Source organism: Acinetobacter sp. 809848, assembly GCF_000581275.1.
Taxonomy (GTDB): domain Bacteria; phylum Pseudomonadota; class Gammaproteobacteria; order Pseudomonadales; family Moraxellaceae; genus Acinetobacter; species Acinetobacter pittii.
The window spans coordinates 1-17,917 of record NZ_JEXG01000024.1 but is presented as its reverse complement, the minus strand read 5'-3'; the positions used below and the strand labels follow the sequence as shown (position 1 = coordinate 17,917).

Genomic DNA, 17,917 nt, shown 5'->3' with positions numbered 1-17,917 from the left:
CCTAAATCATCACTTCGCCCAATATCGAAATATTCTTTAAGTTTTTAGGGTCATATTTAATATTAATAATACTACCGACTTTATATTTATAGTGATCTTGCTTAGCAAGAAGCACCTTTAGATTTTCAGTAATGACTTGGCCTTGCTTAGTTTGAAATTTCAATTTGACATAACATAAAGGGCGATATTGCACCTTAGCTAATGAGTCTTGAAAATATACGACCTCGGCAGAAGCAATCTTTCCTCGTTTATAAATTAAAAATCTTTGAACCTGACTTTTAAGAAAAAAGGTCCAAGTAATATAGATAAACAATAAGCTGAACCAGACTGTTCCAATAAAAGTCAAAAAATCAGAAAATTTCACTCACTCAAACCAGAATTATTCGTTTAACGCATTATTCTAAATGAACTGATAAGCCCGATCTAGCTTATATAATTGATCTGAAACATAAGCAGATGAAGCTTTAAAATTAACGGATCATAATTAAATTTGGGCAGGGTATATAACTTACTTGTTGTATTTATGACTACATATGTAAACAAACCTTATGAGAAACGTTCTTAACCCCTAAAATTCTACAAAAGAAATTTTAAAGGTGTATAGGTTTGGATTTTTTAAATTTTTTCCGTGATATTCGGGGTGAGTTAAGTCAATATCCTTGGCTAGAAATGTTGGTTTCACTCACGATTTTGATTTTATTTGCTGCAATAGCAAATTTTATTGCCAAACGCATTATTGTTCGGGGCGTTCGTCATTTAGTCACAAAACTCAAATCACCAAATCAGTCTATTTTTGCTCAGCATAGCGTTATAAAGAAATTTGCAAATATTGTTCCTGCTGTTGTGATTATGAACGGCATTGCAACAGTGCCTCATCTATCTCCAAAGTTCATTGCTTTTGTAGAGATGGCAGCGCAGGCATTTATTTTTCTTACACTCGCGCTTACGGTCAGCGAGCTGTTAAATATCTTTAACCTTATTTATCAGCGAAATCCAAAATCTAGAAATAAGCCGATTAAAGGTTACTTACAACTGGTTAAACTCATTTTATTTGTTGTGTGTGGCCTCATGATTTTGGGAACATTCCTTAAAAAGGATGTGTTCACTTTACTTGCAGGTTTTGGTGCAATGGCAGCGGTATTAATGCTGGTTTTCCAAAACACTATTTTGTCTTTGGTGGCGAGTGTACAAATTGCCTCTTATGACATGGTACGTATTGGAGACTGGATTGAAATGCCATCACTCAATGCAGATGGTGATGTAATTGATATTTCACTGCATACCGTGACTGTTCAAAACTTCGATAAAACCTATACTACCATTCCAACCAATAAGCTCGTGACCGATACATTTAAAAACTGGCGGGGTATGAGCAACTCGGGTTGCCGTCGAATGAAGCGCTCACTTTTTATTGACCAAAGTAGCGTTCATTTCATGAGTGATGAAGAGCAACAAAAGCTCAAAGACTTTTTATTGCTAGATCAATACTTAAATGCAAAGAATTCTGAAATTGAAGAATTCAATAAGCATTTAAGCAATCAATCTCGTTACAACAAGCGCCGTCTAACCAATATTGGTACATTTAGGGCCTATGTAGAATTTTACTTGCGTCAGCACAAGGGTATTGCTCAAAATCAAACTATTATTGTTCGTCAATTACAGCCGACCAGCCAAGGGTTGCCGCTAGAGATTTATGCATTTACCAACACGATTGCGTGGGTTTCTTATGAAGCAATTCAGTCAGATATTTTTGACCATTTAATTGCAATTCTTCCCGAGTTTGGTTTACGTGTTTACCAAGCACCTTCGGGTCATGACTTGCAAAGATTGACGGCAGAAATTCATCCAAGTTAAGTTTTTAAGCTACAAATAACAGCGCTTCAACAATTTTCAAAAGCTCCCAGACGGGGGCTTTTTTAATTTACTTTCACAAAAGATTATCCAGCAAACCAAATATTCTGATGATCACACATGGGACTCAAATGTTTAATACGTAAATTGTCTTGCTCAAAATTACCAATACCTCCAGCAATATCTAATATGCCCCCTAAGCCGATCTGCTGACCTTTATAACTTAAAGTGTTTTTTTCAGCATCCCACTGAGCGCTATGTTCTGGAAAGACAATGAGTATATCTTTCACATAAAGACATCCTTGTTTTAACTCTAAGTTTCCTTTTAAGCGTGCTGAACCAGAGAAACCATCGTACTGATAGGCTGGGAGTTTCACAGCATTTGTACTGTCGTTTGCTTCTTGCTGGTGGCATCCTGCAACAAGGGCAAATACAACCGTGTAAAGCAATTTATTATTAATACCCAATTTTGTTCCTATAGGGATTTGCATATATTTGATAGTAATTGTCTAAAGTTGCATATCAATCTTTAGATTGTTAATGAAGATTTCATTCTATTACCGTTCGAACTTAAGATTTAAAGACTAAACTTTCTTATTCATGGGCTTATAAAACTTTGGATTATTATATTTTATTTATTTGTATATTGTTATCTTTTTCATGAGTGATTTGAGGCACGATATGACGTGTCATCCACCAAAATAATAATGCCAGAAAGCTAACACCTGCACCGAGTGCACATACACCAAGCCAACCAGCATAAGCATAAGTCGCTGTTGTGCTGATTGCACCTAATCCACTACCTACCGCATAAAAGAGCATGTATAGACCAACAAGACGGCTATGCGCTTCTGGACGAGTACGAAAAATCATACTCTGGTTGGTCACATGCAGAGCTTGCCCGCCCAAGTCTAACAATACGATGCCAATTACGAGTGCCCAGAGCGAATAGGACATGAGTGAAAGTGGAGCCCATGCAATTAATAATATTAACAGTGCCGCCAAGCTTGTACGCTGAGCATATCCACGGTCGGCCCAGTAACCGGCACGTGCAGCAGCCAAAGCACCCACAACCCCAACGAGCCCAAAAGACCCAATTACAGTATGCGAGAAGCTATAAGGCGGGGCACTTAACGGCAGTACCAATGCGCTCCAAAAAATATTAAATGCGGCGAACATGAGTAAAGCTAACACACCGCGCACTTGGAGCACTTTTTCTTGGCGCAGTAGCTTGAGCATAGAAGCCAGAAGCTGCGGGTAGCGCATGGCACTGGGTTGAATATTTAAATGAGGGAGACGTTTCCAAAGCGGCAAAGCAATCATGAGCATGATGATGGCTGCGCAAAAGTACACGCCACGCCAACCAGCCACATCACTTATTCCCCCTGAAAATACACGGGCAAGTAGTAAACCAATGAACACACCACTTTGTGCAGTACCGACTACATGTCCTTGCTCATGTGGGGCCGCCGCACTTGCAGCATAGGCAATAAGCCCTTGTGTCATGGCTGTGCCGAGTAAACCCACCGCAAGCATTCCTACCAAAAGAATAATCGTAGAATGGGCAAAGCCAACCACGAGCAATGCAGATATTAAAGCCAATAACTGTAGGGTCATTAACCGACGCCGATTTACCAAATCACCCAACGGCACTAAAAAGATTAAGGCTAGGGCACAACCTATTTGAGTAGCTGTCACCACACCACCAATGGCGGCATGACTAACGTTAAAGTCTTTTGCCAAAATGTCGAGCAAGGGCTGCGCATAATAGACATTTGCTACGCTTGCGCCACTTGCTATAGCAAACAGCAAAATTACGCCACGAGCCATGCTTGGAAGCGGTTTATCACTTTCGGCGGATGAAGTTGAAGATGCAAGAGAAGCTTTCATTATCTTAAACCTATTTAATCTAGTTTTAAAATGCAACTAGTTGAATGTTAGATCGACTAGTTTTAAAATGCAACTAGATAACTTATTACTGATGATCGGTTAGGAAACTCAATGGCGAACTCTACACTGATAAAAGATGAACCTTGTCCTGTTGCGCGCTGTGTCAATCTCATAGGAGATCGTTGGTCACTGCTTATTGTGCGTGATGCTTTTGATGGAATGCGCCGTTTTGGAGATTTCCAGCGCAGCTTAGGGGTGGCACGAAATATTCTTTCTGATCGCCTAAAAAAGTTGGTAGATGCTGGTGTTCTTGAACTACAAGATGCTTCAGATGGCACGGCTTATCAGGAGTATGTATTGACCGCTAAAGGGGAGAGTTTGTTCCCAGTGATTGTGGCTTTACGACAATGGGGAGAGCAGAACCTATTTGAAAGTGGTGAGCGCCATTCGCTGTTAATTGATAAAAATACGGGTCAGCAAATTCCATTTATGGCACCAGTCGCGGCAGATGGAACAGTACTGAGAGCTTCTAATACTGAAGTGAAAAAGGTGAAATAAAAGAAGAGAAAACAAAAATAACCTTTTTTAACTTAAATTTGGGCAGATTAGTTGCTAACCTTGCGCGTCAAATTAAGGTGAGATTATGAGATTTATATTCCTCTTTATCAGCGCAATTTCAATTCAATGTTATGCAGCATCAGAAGCAATGGAACTTCATTACTGTGAAACTGTGAAAAAAGCAGCGAGTGGCGTAATGGATGCTAGACAACATGAAGTGCCAGCTAAAGAGTTACATGACATCGCCAATCATCTTGAAGAGCAACAAGCCAAACAACTTTATCAAGAGCTTATCAAATCTGCATATTCTTCAAAGCTATTTGAAGACCCTCTTATTAAGTCAAAAGCTGTCGAAAATTTTCAAACCACGTGGCATGAACAATGTTTGGCAAAAGAATTAGCTAAAAATATGTGAGGGAGTTGGTGAAATTAGTTAATTAACTGATACTAAAAACCACCTAATTTTTTTAAACTAGGTGGTTTTTTAATTTTGGAGCATTAAATGAGGCTAGGGCTTGTAGCTTGAATGTTGGTAAGGCTATAATAAACATTAAATAACAATAAGTTATATTTTAACAGCGCTTAATGATTTTTTTACAATTATTGACGTATAAATAATTTATAAGTTAAAGAATTCTCAGAGGTCAGGATTAGTTTGTGAATTCAATACTGGTTTTTGCAGTACATCTAACAGTTTTGAAGCATCAGGAGCTACGATAGCACCACTGGTTACTTTAGTATTTAAATATTTAGGAAATTTTTCCATTAAATAAACTTCATATAACCACTTTCGAAATACACCTAAAGCATCTGCAGGATAAATCCATGCTTCATATTCACCACCTGATGATTGGCGAAACGTATCTGGGTATACATGTGGAAATTTGCATCTTTCTCCAAAACTTTCATCAAGTTTATTTTGTGTCCAATATCGAGACCATATTTGGCCCACACTAATATCTGGAACTGTTGTATCATCAATTTTACAGCCACCTCTTATCATATTTACGATAACAGTGGATAATTCTTTAAAGATCGAAAAATAGTTAATTGGAATATTATCATTTAGTAATAATCTCTCATGAAATGCTTGCCATGAGTCATCAATTTTTTGATTTGGGTTATAGTTACATTGACTATAGACATATAGCTTGAATGATGATCTAGCAAGAATACGGTAGTTTGTTCTTGCAATTTCTTTATTAGTTTCCTCTGCATCAAATGAGTAATATTCAAGGATTGCCATACATACTGCGTCAGGTATAGCGAAAAAGCTGCCATGAATACTTGATGCATTAATATACAATTCTGGTTGGTTGTAATCTTGAGCAACTAATAAATCTAGTATTCTTCTTCCACGTGGTGTGTGCTGTTCTTCTGACCATTTCTGGACTAACCGTAATATTGAGGTATGTTCTACACCACAAACTTTTGCAAGTCCCCTTACAGTAAGATAGGGAGTTCCATCACTAAGTACTCCCATTGGAAGATCATTTGTATTAGTTTCGGCGATCGAAAATAAGCCCAAATTCTGTTGATTTATGTGTTGCATTTTTTCTCTCTATTGAAGATATCTAAACAATTCCGTTAGTGCTCAAAATCATAATTTGAAAAAATAAATAATTTATTTTTAATAAAATATTTACATTATTTTGAAGTTCGGATTTTTAAGAGCATTAATTGAATTTATAACTTTTGAATTATTATATATCTTAATAATTTATTGATGTAAATATTAATGCTACTAAAGAGTTAGAGAATTTTAGAAATCTATACTTGATTTTAAAAAATACAAAAGCCAAAAAAGTCTATTTATTTACTAAGCTATTATTATATTTTTAATTGATTAGAATAGTTATAAATGAATACTTATAGGTATATGAATGAAAATTATACTTTACTATTTATGGGGATTTTTAGGAATATCTGATGATCAAAAAATTAAATAGTTGAAATCTGTGATAAGAATAAAAGTTGTTTCATGTCATAATTAAAATTTAATGATTTAGATAGTTAGAAATGTGAAAGGTGTCATATAAATGAAGAAACTCATGCTTGCTTTGTTAGTGTTATTTTATGGGGTTGCTCATGCGGAATGTAAAACTGGTAATGTTTATTCTGATATAGAATGCTTTGAAAAACAGTTAAAAACTGATAAAGCTAAAATGAATAAGATATACAATAAATTAGCTTCAAACTTGGATAGTGAAGGGAAAGCCAGTTTGGAAAATTCCCAAAAGGCTTGGCTTGATTATCGTACAAAGCAATGTTCTGGTTTGATGGGGTATTATGGATCTCAAGCAATGGGAGCAGGTTCACATTTAATTATTTTAAGTTGTGAAGCCGATAAAACTAAAGAACGCCTTAATGAGCTTAAAAGTTTAGATCTTTAAAAATCGGTCTTAAAAATTACGGTGTTTTAAATATTTAATTCTAAACCTGCCTTTTGGTGGGTTTTTTTAATATTTAAAGTATAGGTTAGTTGAATAGTCTAATTAATCAAAGCGAATAACTACCAGACAATAAAAAAACCACCTAATTCTTTCGAATTAAGTGGTTTTTAAATTTTGGAGCGGGAAACGAGACTCGAACTCGCGACCCCAACCTTGGCAAGGTTATAATAAATATTAAATAACAATAGGTTATATTTTAATGGTGCCGAAGTGGTGTCGAATAATTTTTTACAATTTTCTAGGGTTCATCTATACTTTTATTATAAGAAAAATTGATCAGCAAACAAATATTATTGGTGAAGTGGTATTTGAATATCTTTTCAGGTCTTAGTCTTAAGTTAGTAAAATTTACCATAAATTAGGTTTTAAAATTATGTGCGATTCAAAAGATTTTTGGTCTTGGCTAGGTTGTAATGCGGGACAAATCCAAATATTAATTGCTGTTATTGCCTTACTGTTAGCTATTATCCCGATCCGCCACGCATACAGACAACTTAAGCTTAGTAATGCTCAGAGAGCATTTGAGTTAAAGATTAATCTATATAGATTAATGACAGAAAATATTCAATTAATTAATCAATCATATGAAAAATTTAGTGAAATAATAAAAGAATATACAATTGTCATAGCTGAATTAAAAAGAAGAAATGATTCAGAACTAAATAAACATGAAGGAATTTTTGTTAGAGTCATTAAGGTGCACTCAGATATTGAAAGTCATGCAACCAACTTGTGTACCACAGCTAATTCATTAAAAAATAAAGTTGTTAGTATGAAGGAATTGGAAACAGCCTTGGAACTTGTTTCCGGTATTATGGTGGATGCTGCTGGATTCATAAACCAAGCAATGGGTATTGCTACAGCAATTGAGAATTTAAAAAGAGAAAAAGGAATTTAATATTCGAGTTATTATATTTATAAATAAAAGCGCATAAAGCGCTTTTTAATTCTTACGTCTCGACTGCCGTTGCTGTCTTTGCCTATTTAAATTTTCAAGAATAGGAATAACTTCTTTCGGATCGTAAAGATGTTTGCTTTCTGTCCCTTTGTTGAAGGGGCGAAGTTCATCAATAATCAATTTACGAGACAGGCTATAGCGCTCCATTAACCATGCAGCAGGAACACGGTTCGGTATTTCCTCGGCTTTCATTTCAATGACTTTCCCAACATTAGGAATAATCTCATGAATGAATACCTGAGGTGGTTTTTCTGCTTCAACAACGACTATATATTTTCCCATACTTTTACCTATCTAATTACCCCTAAGTACTGCAATGTTCTCAAGAGTGACCGCAGAGGGTCAGCAATACAGTCACTCATGTAGAACATCGCAGCTCTAAAATTGTTTTACTTTCTCCAAGTCGCTTCTTTAAATTTCGCCTCATCAACCAAGTTATCAATTTGAGACGGGTTCACATTGTCGTAGTAATGGTTCATCAGGTTGCCGAACACAATCAGTGTTCGGGCAGTAGAGGAGTAACGGAAGCTCATTAGGCAATTTCTCCCTTAGCAAGCTTTTCAATTTCAACTTGAACGGCTGGTAGTTTCGCCACTTCAATTTGCATGAGTGAATCTATTCCTAAGTATTCACACACGGTTTTAACGTCTAATCCACGCTCATCTATAAAAGCTTGTAATTGATCCCGTTGCTTATCACTAATTCCATTAAATTCGGGTGGACTAATCCATGTGTTTCTTTCTTTGTCATACTGGCAATTCAATGCTTTAGCTCTCATTAATATTGCTTGGCGCATGTTCTGGTAATACATGTGCTCTTTATCAAGCGACTCAGTTAATTGATTTAGGTCACTTGCATGCTCAGCTTCTTCACAGCTTTGTTTCCAATTTTCTAAGTCTTCTTGAGCTTTAGCTGCAGCAAGTTGTGCTGGTGTTAAAGTGTTGATGTGGTCCTTAGCTTGAGCGATAAGATCAGCTAAGAAAGTTGGATGAGATTTAAGATCTGGAACCCATACCTCACCAGTTTCACCACCTAATGCACCCGAGTTTTTCGCGTGGTGAGTAGGAGAAGGTTTGAAACTGATTACACGGGCATTTTTACCTTCACTTGTCGTAACGGTAGTTAGATAGCCCATAATGTCTGCAATACGATAAAGCTCATTACGGTTTTTACCACCTAGATCTGGTCGGTAAATGATTTGTTCACCGTTTTGATCTTCTGAAGCATGGGCAATGAAAACAACATCTTTGCCTAGACTGATTAAAGTGTTGATGTATTGCTTGAACGTCTGGTTTGCTAAACCTTGAGCCTTTAACTTTAAAGAGCCATCTTTTTGACGGTTATTAGCAGTTAGCAATAGATGAGTTTTAATGCATTCAAGCATTGCGCCCACGGTATCAATGATTACAGTTTTATAAGGTGCTAAGTCTTGAGGAGTTAAATTTGCTACATCACTCCATTGTTGAACCTGTACAACCGCACCGCGACGTAAATCACCAGTACGGTGAGCACCACGGTCAAAGTCAAAAGAAATTGCTTTTTCCGCAGTAAAGCCCATTGATGATTTACCTAAACCCGGATCGGCGTATAGGTACACAATAATTGCTTGAACCAAAAGAGTTTGGTCAGCTGTAATAATTGGTAGAGCCATTTTTATAATCCTTATCGTGAGCCAGTGAAGCCGCGCTTAGTTTTATAAGCTTTGCGTTCAATTGATGAGATGTGAGAGTTACCCAAATCGATAGCTAATTTCTTTTTACGTTGAAAGCTGATCTCTTGTGTAAGTACTTCCCAAGCTTTTGGATATTCAGTTTTGAACTTCTCAACATCTAAAGGTGTCTTAACTCCTTTAATGATTTTGTACAGCACAGATCCGTTAGCATTCGAGGCATAAATAGTCCAGCCAATTCGTACTGAATAAATACCTGTGTTGTCATGGCCTAAGTAAGATTTGTACCCATCTGGGTGTTTTTTGAAATTAGTCATGATTAGCCCCCGAACATCCAAGTTGCAGCGGCTACAGCAATCACCCAAAGGATGACTGAAACGAAAATGAATATAATGAAGTCAATTACATTCGCTTTAATTGTGGCAAAACGAGAAGGGCGCTGTTCTTCAACAGTAGGGTGTTGATATAAGCGTGCAGTCGTTTGACTAGGAATAGGGTTTTGTTTCATACTTATCTCGCAGTTATGCAAAGCACCCATGAGTTCGAAGGCAGGGGTGCTTTTTTGTTAGCTATAAGATTAATATTACCAAAAAGGTAATTTAATGCAAGGTTAATTTACCAAAATGGTTTTATTTAATTATTAAAGAGTAAAAGAAATAAAAAATAATTTATTTAAAAATAAGATGAGCTAATTCTTTGTTTTTACTGCAGTTTTTTTAATAAAAAATCATTTATATTCAATAATTTAAATGTGGTTTTTTATGTGGAAAAATGCTATAAATGCTTTAAATTCCTGCAGTCTAAAAAGATGAATCAGCTTTCTTCACATAATCAAGCACTTCGTATCTTAATTGAAAACACTAATTCAAGTTCGGTAAAAGAGCTTATTGATTTAGATTCCATTGACATCGTTCTTAGAGAGTGTTTGTCTATTGATGAAATGAGGGAAGCAGGTAGTTTTTTTACAGGTCAAAATTTAGCAACCACAGTAATCAAAAGATTTCAAAGAGCAATTACATTTGATTCAGTAGTTTTAGATCCAACCTGTGGAGCTGGAAACTTATTAATTGAATGTTCAAGATTTTTAGGTGTAGAAAAAACACTAACTAAAACTCTTGAAAAATGGGGAGTGGTTTTATGGGGATTTGATATCCATGAATCTTTCATCGATGCTTCAAAATTAAGATTAGTGATCGAAGCATTAAGCCGTGGTGTAATAAATGATTGTTCAGTTGAGCAAGCCATGTCATATTTTGAGAACATCAAAGTTGTAAATGCTTTAAATATTAAAAAAAATGATCTAATAAATGTAACACATGTTGTAATGAATCCTCCTTTTACCTTATGGGATTCACCAAATAAGTATTATTGGAAAAAAGGTAAAATAAATGCAGCTGGTATAGTATTTGATCATTATTTAAGGATTTTACCTGAAAGTTGTTTAATTACTGCGATTTTGCCTGATGTATTAAGATCTGGTAGTCGCTACGAACTATTTAGAGAATTTTGTTCTTTAAGCTTGGATGCAGAGTGTGAAGTATGGGGGCGCTTTAATGCAAAAACTGATGTAGATGTTTTTAATTTACATGGTTTGGTTAATAGAAAAGAAGAGGTCAAAGAAATCCAGTGGCAAGAAAAATTAGATGAATATACTAAAATCTCGGAGATCTTCGATGTCTGTGTGGGGCCATTGGTAGCTTATCGAGATTTAGAAAGTGGTCCAGAGTATCCATATTTCCATTCAAAAAATACGCCAAAATGGGAAGTTATTACTCAAGCTGGAGAAAAAAGAAAGTTTAAAGGAAAAGTTATCTCACCTCCATTTGTATTAATTAAAAGAACCTCGAGCCCAGGTGATAAAAATAGAGCTACAGCTACCTTAATAAATTTAAAATCTATGGTGGCTGTCGAAAATCATTTGATTGTTATTAAACCTAAAAATAACTCTCTAAATGATTGTAAAAGACTAATGAAAGTTCTTTCTAGTGAACATACAAATGAGTTTCTTAATAAGAGAATACGTTTACGTCATTTGACAGTTCAAGTTGTAAAAGAAATACCTTTTAATTAGTTGTACTATTAGGCCTCTTCTAGACTATGTTTTTCTTCCAAAGACTTTTCAAGATTAGTGAAAAAACTTTCAACTTTTATAGACTGCTCCTCAAGATAGAGACTTAGCTGTGCACTATTTTCTCTAAGAAAATATTTGTTAAAACAAAACTCTAAAATATCTTCTTTATGCATACCCAAGAGAAATAATATTTTATTCTCAAGTTGAGAATACTCATTAAAATCTAGAGATATGTTATTCTTCGATCCATGTGCAATCGCATTCCTATGTGCTAATAAACTAAAATCAAGTAATTTTTTTAAATATTCAACTTTTTGTATTTTATTGTTTGTATCCTGTATATCCACTTTAGTTTTAGCTGAGAAATAATACTCATAGAAGGGAAGGTTTAAGCTATTAATAATATTTTTATAATTTTTATAATTTAGATTTGAATAAGTTTGTATAAAACCATCATCAACATCTTGATCAAGATTTACTTCAACTTTAAATTTGTTGCTAACTCTTTTTTCATGCTTATCGATAAAATCTAAATAATGGGTAATACTTAGACTTTTAGAAGATTGCTCAGAGGAACAGGTATCGATGCTTTTCTGAAGCATAAGGGCAGCAAAATTAGGAGTGAGATTTGAGGTTATTAAAGCTTGATTAGATAAATATTTAAGGTAAAGCTTACTAGTCTTTTTTACAAATCCTTCCCAGTGGCTATATAGTAATAAAAATAAGGTTTTCATTACTGTTTGATAGAGTACTTGATCTTTATCGGAATCTTGATGAATTTTAAAAGCAATAAGGTTTAAGCTAGTAATTTCTTTTTTTCTCCAGCTTAATTCATCATCCAACGTTGATTCTAAAACTTCAATTTTCATAATGAGAAATATTCCTCGGAAAATTTAATTAATTTTTCAAATCTATCAATAACTTTTGTGCCTCTACTTGAAGCACTTATATAATCTGCATGAGAATACATATTTTTAATTTTTCTTATGAATTGATCTTCACTTAGGAGTTTTAAATTATTTAAATTTTTTGCCACTCCAATAAGTATTGCTTCATATGCACTTAAATTAAAACTTCCATAGAATTTTTTAGTAACTGGATTATATTTTCTGAATGAATTATGACCTAAATTCTTTTCTAATAGATCAATAGCATTCTTTAATAGTTCTATTGCTGATTCAATTTTAAAAGGATTATTATCAAGTATTTCTAATGTTTCATTATCAATGAAGTCACTTATCTTTATATCAGAATTATATTTACTAAAATTAATGTTTTTATAATTTAATGAAATAATGAAGCGGTTAATAAGCTCCATATCATATGCTTCCTGCATCTGACGAAGAGATAGACTGGTAATTTTAATAAATTTTTTATCCATTCTATAACTATCAATAGCATTAAAGAAATTCAAATTATTCATAATGATAATACAATTACGGACTTCTTGTGGAGTTAGTGAAGACCCTCCTGTATTTAATCTTTGAAAAAGTTCATATTGAGATTTTGTATTGTTTTCTTCTAAATAAATAATATTTATATCGAAAGCACCTCTTCGTACTAATCTCCGATACTCTATCGGTAAGTCAATCCATCTAAGATTATTAAGTTTGGTTAATTTCTTTAGACCCTGAAAATAGAAAATATCATCATTACTTTCTTGTACGTCTTTTAATGCCTCTTCTAGTTCATCCTCAATACCATTAAAATCCTCTTCTTCATCAATATCTTCTACTAATTGTTGATGCTTTTGACTCAGAACATGTTGAATAGAATCATTTTCGTCTTTTTCAATCAGCCCTTCGAGTTTAAATAATGTAGAAAGACGTTGTAGCCCATCAATGACAATCCATTTTGCATCAGCTTGTTGAGCTACAAAGATTGGAGGTAGAGGGATACCTAAAAAGATTGATTCAACAAGACGTGATTGTTGTTCAGTTTTCCACCTGAAAACTCGTTGGAAATTTGGATTGAGGATTAAGTCTTTTCTTTTATATAGAGAACAAAGTTCACCAATAGTCATAGAGAGTTTTTGAGTTTTTATATATCTTCTTGCTCCATCTAATTCTTCTTTAAACTCGATTAGACGTTGCTGATCTATACCATTACCTTCTTCTACAACTGTAACTTCGTTTTCTTTCACTTTTCCGCCTACCTCATTAAAATTAGACATCTCTATATAGCCCTACAACCTTACCAACCAATTTACATCCTTCACGGAGTGGTATGATCTTTTCGTGCCATTTAGGGTTTAAGGGTTCTAAATACATACCGTTGCTTTCTACAATCAATTTCTTGAAAGTTGCTTCTGTTTCCCCGTCGCATGCAACGATAACCAAATCACCTGTTTTTAAATCACTTATTTGGAAGTCAGGATTTACATATATTTTGTCGCTTGGTCTAAAGTCTGGAGCCATAGATTCTCCAACTACAATTAAACCATAACCGTTTTTGCCACACTTAGGGTTTGGTGGTAACCATTCCTTAAATTCAGTACCTGTTGGAATAGAATCTGCTGTTGTCCAAGTTCCTGCTTGTACCCAAGAAATAACAGGTACTAAACGTCCAGCTATAGGAAACGGAGCCGTTACATTATTATCCAAATTTGTTAGTTCTATATCTTCATGAACTTGGTCTAGCCATCCATGAGCTTTTCCAAAAGCTTCTTCAATTTCTCTGGCTACTTTATTTCCTATTCCTTTAATAGGATTAGTTCCAGCAAATTGGCTAGTTTGCGACTGACCTTTATTAATCTTTTCAGCAAAATTAGATACACCGCCTACTTGTTCTACAAGAATTCGTGTATTTAGATAGCGAATGCTTTTACTGTCCATAAAATTCTCAAAATGTGATCAGTTAAAACTGATTATTTAAGCTTATGTTTCTACTGATATTAATAGAAATAATAAATAGGTCTTAATAAGTAAGTACTTACTTAAGTATGTATTTTATCTTTATCACCTTTAAGGTAAACAAGAAAAAAGATTGTATTTGTATTACCAAAAAGGTAATATTTGGATTGATTAAAGAGGATCAATCTATGAAGTTTCGTGATTTCATCCTAAATATGACTAAAGATGAGCTAAATGAATATGCAAAAGCTGCTGGTACAACAACTGGTTATCTAAAGACACATCTTTTGTATGGCTATAAAGAACCACGTAAGAACTTACGTAAAGCTTTAGCTGAACATAGTGGTGGTAAAGTTTCAGAGCAAGAAGTATTACAACATTTCGGGTTGTATCCCACCTCAAATTTATTAAACCAAAATGGTAATGAAGTAGCTCGGACTTAAATTTAATAGGCAAGGGAGCTGCTCTTTTCATGAGAACCGATGAAATGAATGAAGCAAGAGAATTGGGCTTTCTAGGTGGAAAGCTCGATAACCCTGTAACGGTCAAATTCAATGATTTGACTGATGAATCTATCGAAGGCGTGGCTAATGCCAGCGACATGACTAAAGCAGACTGGATACGTGAAGCTTGCATAGAAAAACTCTTGGTGGAGAGACGCAAGTTCAATCGTATGCGGAAGGTGTGGGGTCATCCTAAGGAAACAAGAGAGGCCAGAGGATGCCATGAGAATACAGGGACAAATTAAGAGCAATAAAAAAGCCTGATCTCGGAAATCAGGCTTCTAGGCATTCAATTGAGGTGAATCAAATGAACAGAAATAATTTATCAGAACAACCAATCGAACTCAACTCACAAGAATTTGTAGTCGGTGACATGGTGGTTGTTAATGAACTGGATCATAAAGAAATTTTTGAAGTGTTTGGATTTTACTACAGCACACCTAAACGACTTTTTGTTAAGTCAGCATGCGGTAAGCAATTAACTTTACCAGTTCAATTCTTTAGATCGGCATCAATTGCTGAGTTAGAAGCAAAACGTCGATTAACTGCAGAAGAATTAGCGCGGGCGGAGGTGTCATGAATCACCAATTCAAACACCTTCCTGAACATAAGCAGAGGGAAGGCATCCAGTCTTGGTATGAGCCAGCCCTTAATCTCCTAAACAAAATGCTTGAACGAAACAAAGCAAATCTACGTAAGCGTGGCTATAACGAAAAGAATGCAGCCATTACACGCGAAGAGTTTAGACAAGAACTCGCTCGACGTGGCCGCATTACTTTGTATTTAGCTGGGGAAATTGAAACGAGTTTGTATAAGGCTCAAAAGATTGAATACATGGGCGGATATGTAAAGCCTAAGGAGATGCAATGAATGAGTTATCTCTTTTCGCAGGCGCTGGTGGAGGAATTCTCGCATCTTATCTCTTGGGATGGCGAACAGTGTGCGCAGTTGAACGTGATGCCTACGCAGCACAAGTTCTGGCGCAACGACAGAATGATGGAATTCTCGAAGCTTTCCCAATTTGGTCTGACATTACATCTTTTGACGGAAAACCATGGAGAGGAATTGTTGACGTTATATCTGGCGGCTTTCCGTGCCAAGACATCTCATCCGCAGGAAAAGGTGCAGGAATCGAAGGTGAACGTTCCGGGCTTTGGGCAGAAATGGCACGAATTATCGGTGAAGTACGACCTAGATACGTGTTCGTGGAAAACTCACCAATGCTTGTTTCCAGAGGACTTACAAGAGTCATCAGTGACCTTGCCAAAATGGGGTATGACGCGCAATGGGCACGTTTTTCAGCATCTAACTTTGGAGCGCCCCATATCCGTGACCGAATTTGGATTGTTGCCCACTCCCAAAGCATCGGATGCGAAACCAAGAACGTCTCCAGCAGATTTCCTCAGAAATTCACCAGGATTGGAAACTGTAGTCAATATGTGGCCAACTCCCAAAGCATCCGATTGGAACAAGCGGGGAAATGTAAGTCCTCATCCGAGAAATGGTTTACCAGGTGCGGTCATGAACTTTCCGACACCAACTGCGAGCGATGCAAACAAGTGGAGCAACGAGTCTTTAGCCGAACGCAAAGCGAAGGGACGCCAGATCCGTCTCAATACAGCAGTTTCGCCAGAGGGTGGGAATGGTGGGCGATTGAACCCGAACTGGGTCGAGTGGCTGATGGGGTGGCCAATCGGGTGGACCGACTTAAAGCCATTGGAAATGGACAAGTTTCAATCGTGGCGAAAAGCGCATTTGAATTTTTAGGGGAAGATCTATGAGTTTAGATGCGACCATTTGGGCTTTCAAAGCCGAGGTTAAAACCTCAAGCCAGAGACTCGTTTTATTGGCCTTGGCTGATAGAGCGGGAGAATCTCACAAGTGTTACCCAAGCATTAAGCGAATGGTTAAAGACACTGTCCTTAACCGTAAAACGGTGATCAAGGTATTAGATGAACTTGAAGCGATTTCATTAATTAGATTTACAGGTGAAATCACAGGGAATGGTGTGAAGGTTTACCAATTAATTGGTGTGATGGGCCGTGAAGAAAATGATTTAACCAGTCCCAAAAATGGTACTAGTACCAATAACGGAACTAGTTCCAATTTCGGTACTGGTTCCAAAAACGGTACTAGTACCAATAGTGGGACCGCAACCAGTCCCAAAAACGGTACCGAGACCAGTACCAATATTGGGACAGAGAATCTATCAGGGAATCTATCAGATGAATCTAAAAATAAAAAAACATGGTTGAGTTTGAAAAAACTTGGTGAAGAAATTCGTTTGGCAACTGATCAGGAAACTTACGAGCAGATCAAAAACGCGACTTGGTTCGATCGAGAGCTAAGAGCATTTGAACTCTACAACGCCGAGAAGAATCTTTGTGATGAACTCATGAATTACCACTTTGCAGATTGGTTAATCAACGCATGTGGAAAATACCAAGCACGTGAACAGGCAAAGATCCAAAATTCAACGACGCGGGTTCTAGTCCCGCAGGGGGAGTCAAATCAACTCAGTGACAAACAGATTCATACCTTCGCTCAAAAACTCTCACAACATCCTGATTTCGCAAGTCAGTTTGCAGCTGCAGGGGAAAGCTACGATCAACTTTCAGCACGTATCGCAGTGAAACTTAGCGATCCAGATCAGGCGAGACAATGGGAACCGTACCTCAAGCAAGTCGGGTTCAAAGGCTCATTGCAGGGGGCAGCATGAAAGACCTCTACCATGTCAACGTAGCGCTCTGGGATGGTGAGCTCTACGCATTTGAAGGGGCTTTGCATGTCTAGTATGAGTTTAGCTGAATACCGTGAATTATTTCCAGTGAAGACAAAGAAACGCCGTTCAGCAAAGCAAGGTACAAGACAGCCAAGTGAAGGTGAGACGGTACTGGCAACACATTTGAGAGCATGCAAGATCAGTTTTGAGCAGGAATATAAATTCCATCCAAAACGCAAATGGAGAGCTGATTTTCTGATTACGGGAACAAAGATATTGATTGAGGTTGAAGGCGGTATCTGGAGCGGAGGACGTCACACAAGGGGAAAAGGTTACATCGGGGATATGGAGAAATATAACTCGGCAGCAATGATGGGTTTTACAGTTTTA

The 17,917-nt window shown here is 36.3% G+C and carries 25 protein-coding genes; 13 read left to right on the top strand and 12 right to left on the bottom strand.

Going from position 1 to position 17,917, the window contains the following annotated elements; all coding sequences use genetic code 11:
- Position 1: 1 nt before the first annotated feature.
- On the bottom strand, positions 2-364 hold the full coding sequence (locus tag J536_RS17090) for a DUF3592 domain-containing protein (RefSeq protein WP_032063451.1): 363 nt from the start codon (positions 362-364) through the stop codon (positions 2-4).
- Positions 365-606: 242 nt separating this feature from the next.
- Between J536_RS17090 and J536_RS17085 the strand changes: the two genes are divergently transcribed.
- Positions 607-1,854: a mechanosensitive ion channel family protein gene (locus tag J536_RS17085; protein ID WP_005070199.1), complete on the top strand. Its 1,248-nt coding sequence runs from the start codon at positions 607-609 to the stop codon at positions 1,852-1,854.
- Between the two features lie 83 nt (positions 1,855-1,937).
- On the opposite strand, the gene J536_RS17080 is transcribed toward J536_RS17085, so the two are convergent.
- Entirely contained in the window at positions 1,938-2,342 is a 405-nt protein-coding gene (locus J536_RS17080) for a hypothetical protein (RefSeq protein WP_032038435.1), read from the bottom strand.
- Between the two features lie 133 nt (positions 2,343-2,475).
- Positions 2,476-3,741 carry an MFS transporter gene (locus J536_RS17075; RefSeq protein WP_032063450.1) on the bottom strand — a complete coding sequence of 422 codons (1,266 nt, stop codon included), beginning with the start codon at positions 3,739-3,741 and terminating at the stop codon, positions 2,476-2,478.
- 111 nt (positions 3,742-3,852) lie between these two features.
- On the opposite strand from J536_RS17075, the gene J536_RS17070 reads away from it, so the two are divergent.
- Together J536_RS17070 and J536_RS17065 are read left to right on the top strand one after the other, a co-directional pair.
- Positions 3,853-4,299 (top strand): winged helix-turn-helix transcriptional regulator, encoded by a 447-nt coding sequence (locus J536_RS17070; RefSeq protein WP_032063449.1) that lies wholly within the window; start codon positions 3,853-3,855, stop codon positions 4,297-4,299.
- 85 nt (positions 4,300-4,384) lie between these two features.
- Positions 4,385-4,714 carry a hypothetical protein gene (locus J536_RS17065; RefSeq protein WP_001210983.1) on the top strand — a complete coding sequence of 110 codons (330 nt, stop codon included), beginning with the start codon at positions 4,385-4,387 and terminating at the stop codon, positions 4,712-4,714.
- Positions 4,715-4,936: 222 nt separating this feature from the next.
- Here J536_RS17065 and J536_RS26215 read toward each other — a convergent pair whose 3' ends face one another.
- Complete coding sequence (locus J536_RS26215) at positions 4,937-5,851, bottom strand: hypothetical protein (RefSeq protein ID WP_032063448.1); 915 nt, start codon at positions 5,849-5,851, stop codon at positions 4,937-4,939.
- Positions 5,852-6,338: 487 nt separating this feature from the next.
- Between J536_RS26215 and J536_RS17060 the strand changes: the two genes are divergently transcribed.
- Both J536_RS17060 and J536_RS17055 read left to right on the top strand, forming a co-directional pair.
- Positions 6,339-6,692, top strand: coding sequence for a lysozyme inhibitor LprI family protein (locus tag J536_RS17060; RefSeq protein WP_050680437.1), 354 nt, complete (start codon positions 6,339-6,341; stop codon positions 6,690-6,692).
- Positions 6,693-7,125: 433 nt separating this feature from the next.
- Positions 7,126-7,650, top strand: a complete 525-nt coding sequence (locus J536_RS17055; protein ID WP_032063446.1) for a hypothetical protein — start codon at positions 7,126-7,128, stop codon at positions 7,648-7,650.
- 45 nt (positions 7,651-7,695) lie between these two features.
- Here the strand turns inward: J536_RS17055 and J536_RS17050 are convergent, their stop codons facing one another.
- From J536_RS17050 to J536_RS17035, 5 genes are all read right to left on the bottom strand, one after another.
- The gene (locus J536_RS17050; RefSeq protein ID WP_032063445.1) at positions 7,696-7,992 is read right to left on the bottom strand and encodes a hypothetical protein; all 297 of its coding nucleotides are present in this window, start codon (positions 7,990-7,992) and stop codon (positions 7,696-7,698) included.
- Between the two features lie 107 nt (positions 7,993-8,099).
- Entirely contained in the window at positions 8,100-8,243 is a 144-nt protein-coding gene (locus J536_RS25875; protein ID WP_005047320.1) for a hypothetical protein, read from the bottom strand.
- Positions 8,243-9,361: an ATP-binding protein gene (locus tag J536_RS17045; RefSeq protein WP_032063444.1), complete on the bottom strand. Its 1,119-nt coding sequence runs from the start codon at positions 9,359-9,361 to the stop codon at positions 8,243-8,245. The genes J536_RS25875 and J536_RS17045 overlap by 1 nt, the downstream gene beginning before the upstream one ends.
- Before the next feature lie 11 nt (positions 9,362-9,372).
- A complete protein-coding gene (locus J536_RS17040; RefSeq protein ID WP_032063443.1) occupies positions 9,373-9,696 on the bottom strand; it encodes a hypothetical protein in 324 nt (107 codons plus the stop codon).
- A gap of 2 nt (positions 9,697-9,698) precedes the next feature.
- Entirely contained in the window at positions 9,699-9,887 is a 189-nt protein-coding gene (locus tag J536_RS17035) for a hypothetical protein (RefSeq protein ID WP_032063442.1), read from the bottom strand.
- Between the two features lie 300 nt (positions 9,888-10,187).
- Between J536_RS17035 and J536_RS17030 the strand changes: the two genes are divergently transcribed.
- Positions 10,188-11,450, top strand: a complete 1,263-nt coding sequence (locus J536_RS17030; RefSeq protein WP_032063441.1) for an N-6 DNA methylase — start codon at positions 10,188-10,190, stop codon at positions 11,448-11,450.
- Positions 11,451-11,458: 8 nt separating this feature from the next.
- On the opposite strand, the gene J536_RS17025 is transcribed toward J536_RS17030, so the two are convergent.
- From J536_RS17025 to J536_RS17015, 3 genes are read right to left on the bottom strand one after another with little or no spacing between them, the layout of a single operon-like run.
- The gene (locus J536_RS17025) at positions 11,459-12,319 is read right to left on the bottom strand and encodes an MAE_28990/MAE_18760 family HEPN-like nuclease (RefSeq protein WP_032063440.1); all 861 of its coding nucleotides are present in this window, start codon (positions 12,317-12,319) and stop codon (positions 11,459-11,461) included.
- Positions 12,316-13,623 carry a DUF262 domain-containing protein gene (locus J536_RS17020; RefSeq protein ID WP_050680435.1) on the bottom strand — a complete coding sequence of 436 codons (1,308 nt, stop codon included), beginning with the start codon at positions 13,621-13,623 and terminating at the stop codon, positions 12,316-12,318. The genes J536_RS17025 and J536_RS17020 overlap by 4 nt, the downstream gene beginning before the upstream one ends.
- Complete coding sequence (locus J536_RS17015) at positions 13,616-14,284, bottom strand: LexA family protein (RefSeq protein WP_032063438.1); 669 nt, start codon at positions 14,282-14,284, stop codon at positions 13,616-13,618. The genes J536_RS17020 and J536_RS17015 overlap by 8 nt, the downstream gene beginning before the upstream one ends.
- 206 nt (positions 14,285-14,490) lie before the next feature.
- Here J536_RS17015 and J536_RS17010 point away from each other — a divergent pair, with 206 nt between their 5' ends.
- From J536_RS17010 to J536_RS16990, 7 genes are all read left to right on the top strand, one after another.
- Positions 14,491-14,745 (top strand): hypothetical protein, encoded by a 255-nt coding sequence (locus tag J536_RS17010; RefSeq protein WP_032063436.1) that lies wholly within the window; start codon positions 14,491-14,493, stop codon positions 14,743-14,745.
- Between the two features lie 29 nt (positions 14,746-14,774).
- Positions 14,775-15,050 carry a hypothetical protein gene (locus tag J536_RS0104600; RefSeq protein WP_032063434.1) on the top strand — a complete coding sequence of 92 codons (276 nt, stop codon included), beginning with the start codon at positions 14,775-14,777 and terminating at the stop codon, positions 15,048-15,050.
- 62 nt (positions 15,051-15,112) lie between these two features.
- Positions 15,113-15,385 carry a hypothetical protein gene (locus J536_RS17005; RefSeq protein WP_032063433.1) on the top strand — a complete coding sequence of 91 codons (273 nt, stop codon included), beginning with the start codon at positions 15,113-15,115 and terminating at the stop codon, positions 15,383-15,385.
- Positions 15,382-15,675, top strand: a complete 294-nt coding sequence (locus J536_RS0104595; RefSeq protein WP_032063432.1) for a hypothetical protein — start codon at positions 15,382-15,384, stop codon at positions 15,673-15,675. Before J536_RS17005 ends, J536_RS0104595 begins: the two co-directional genes overlap by 4 nt.
- Positions 15,672-16,586: a DNA cytosine methyltransferase gene (locus J536_RS17000; protein ID WP_032063431.1), complete on the top strand. Its 915-nt coding sequence runs from the start codon at positions 15,672-15,674 to the stop codon at positions 16,584-16,586. Before J536_RS0104595 ends, J536_RS17000 begins: the two co-directional genes overlap by 4 nt.
- The gene (locus J536_RS16995; protein WP_032063430.1) at positions 16,583-17,524 is read left to right on the top strand and encodes a helix-turn-helix domain-containing protein; all 942 of its coding nucleotides are present in this window, start codon (positions 16,583-16,585) and stop codon (positions 17,522-17,524) included. The genes J536_RS17000 and J536_RS16995 overlap by 4 nt, the downstream gene beginning before the upstream one ends.
- A gap of 66 nt (positions 17,525-17,590) precedes the next feature.
- Positions 17,591-17,917 (top strand): hypothetical protein (locus tag J536_RS16990; RefSeq protein WP_050680433.1); only part of this gene is annotated, 327 nt, incomplete at its 3' end.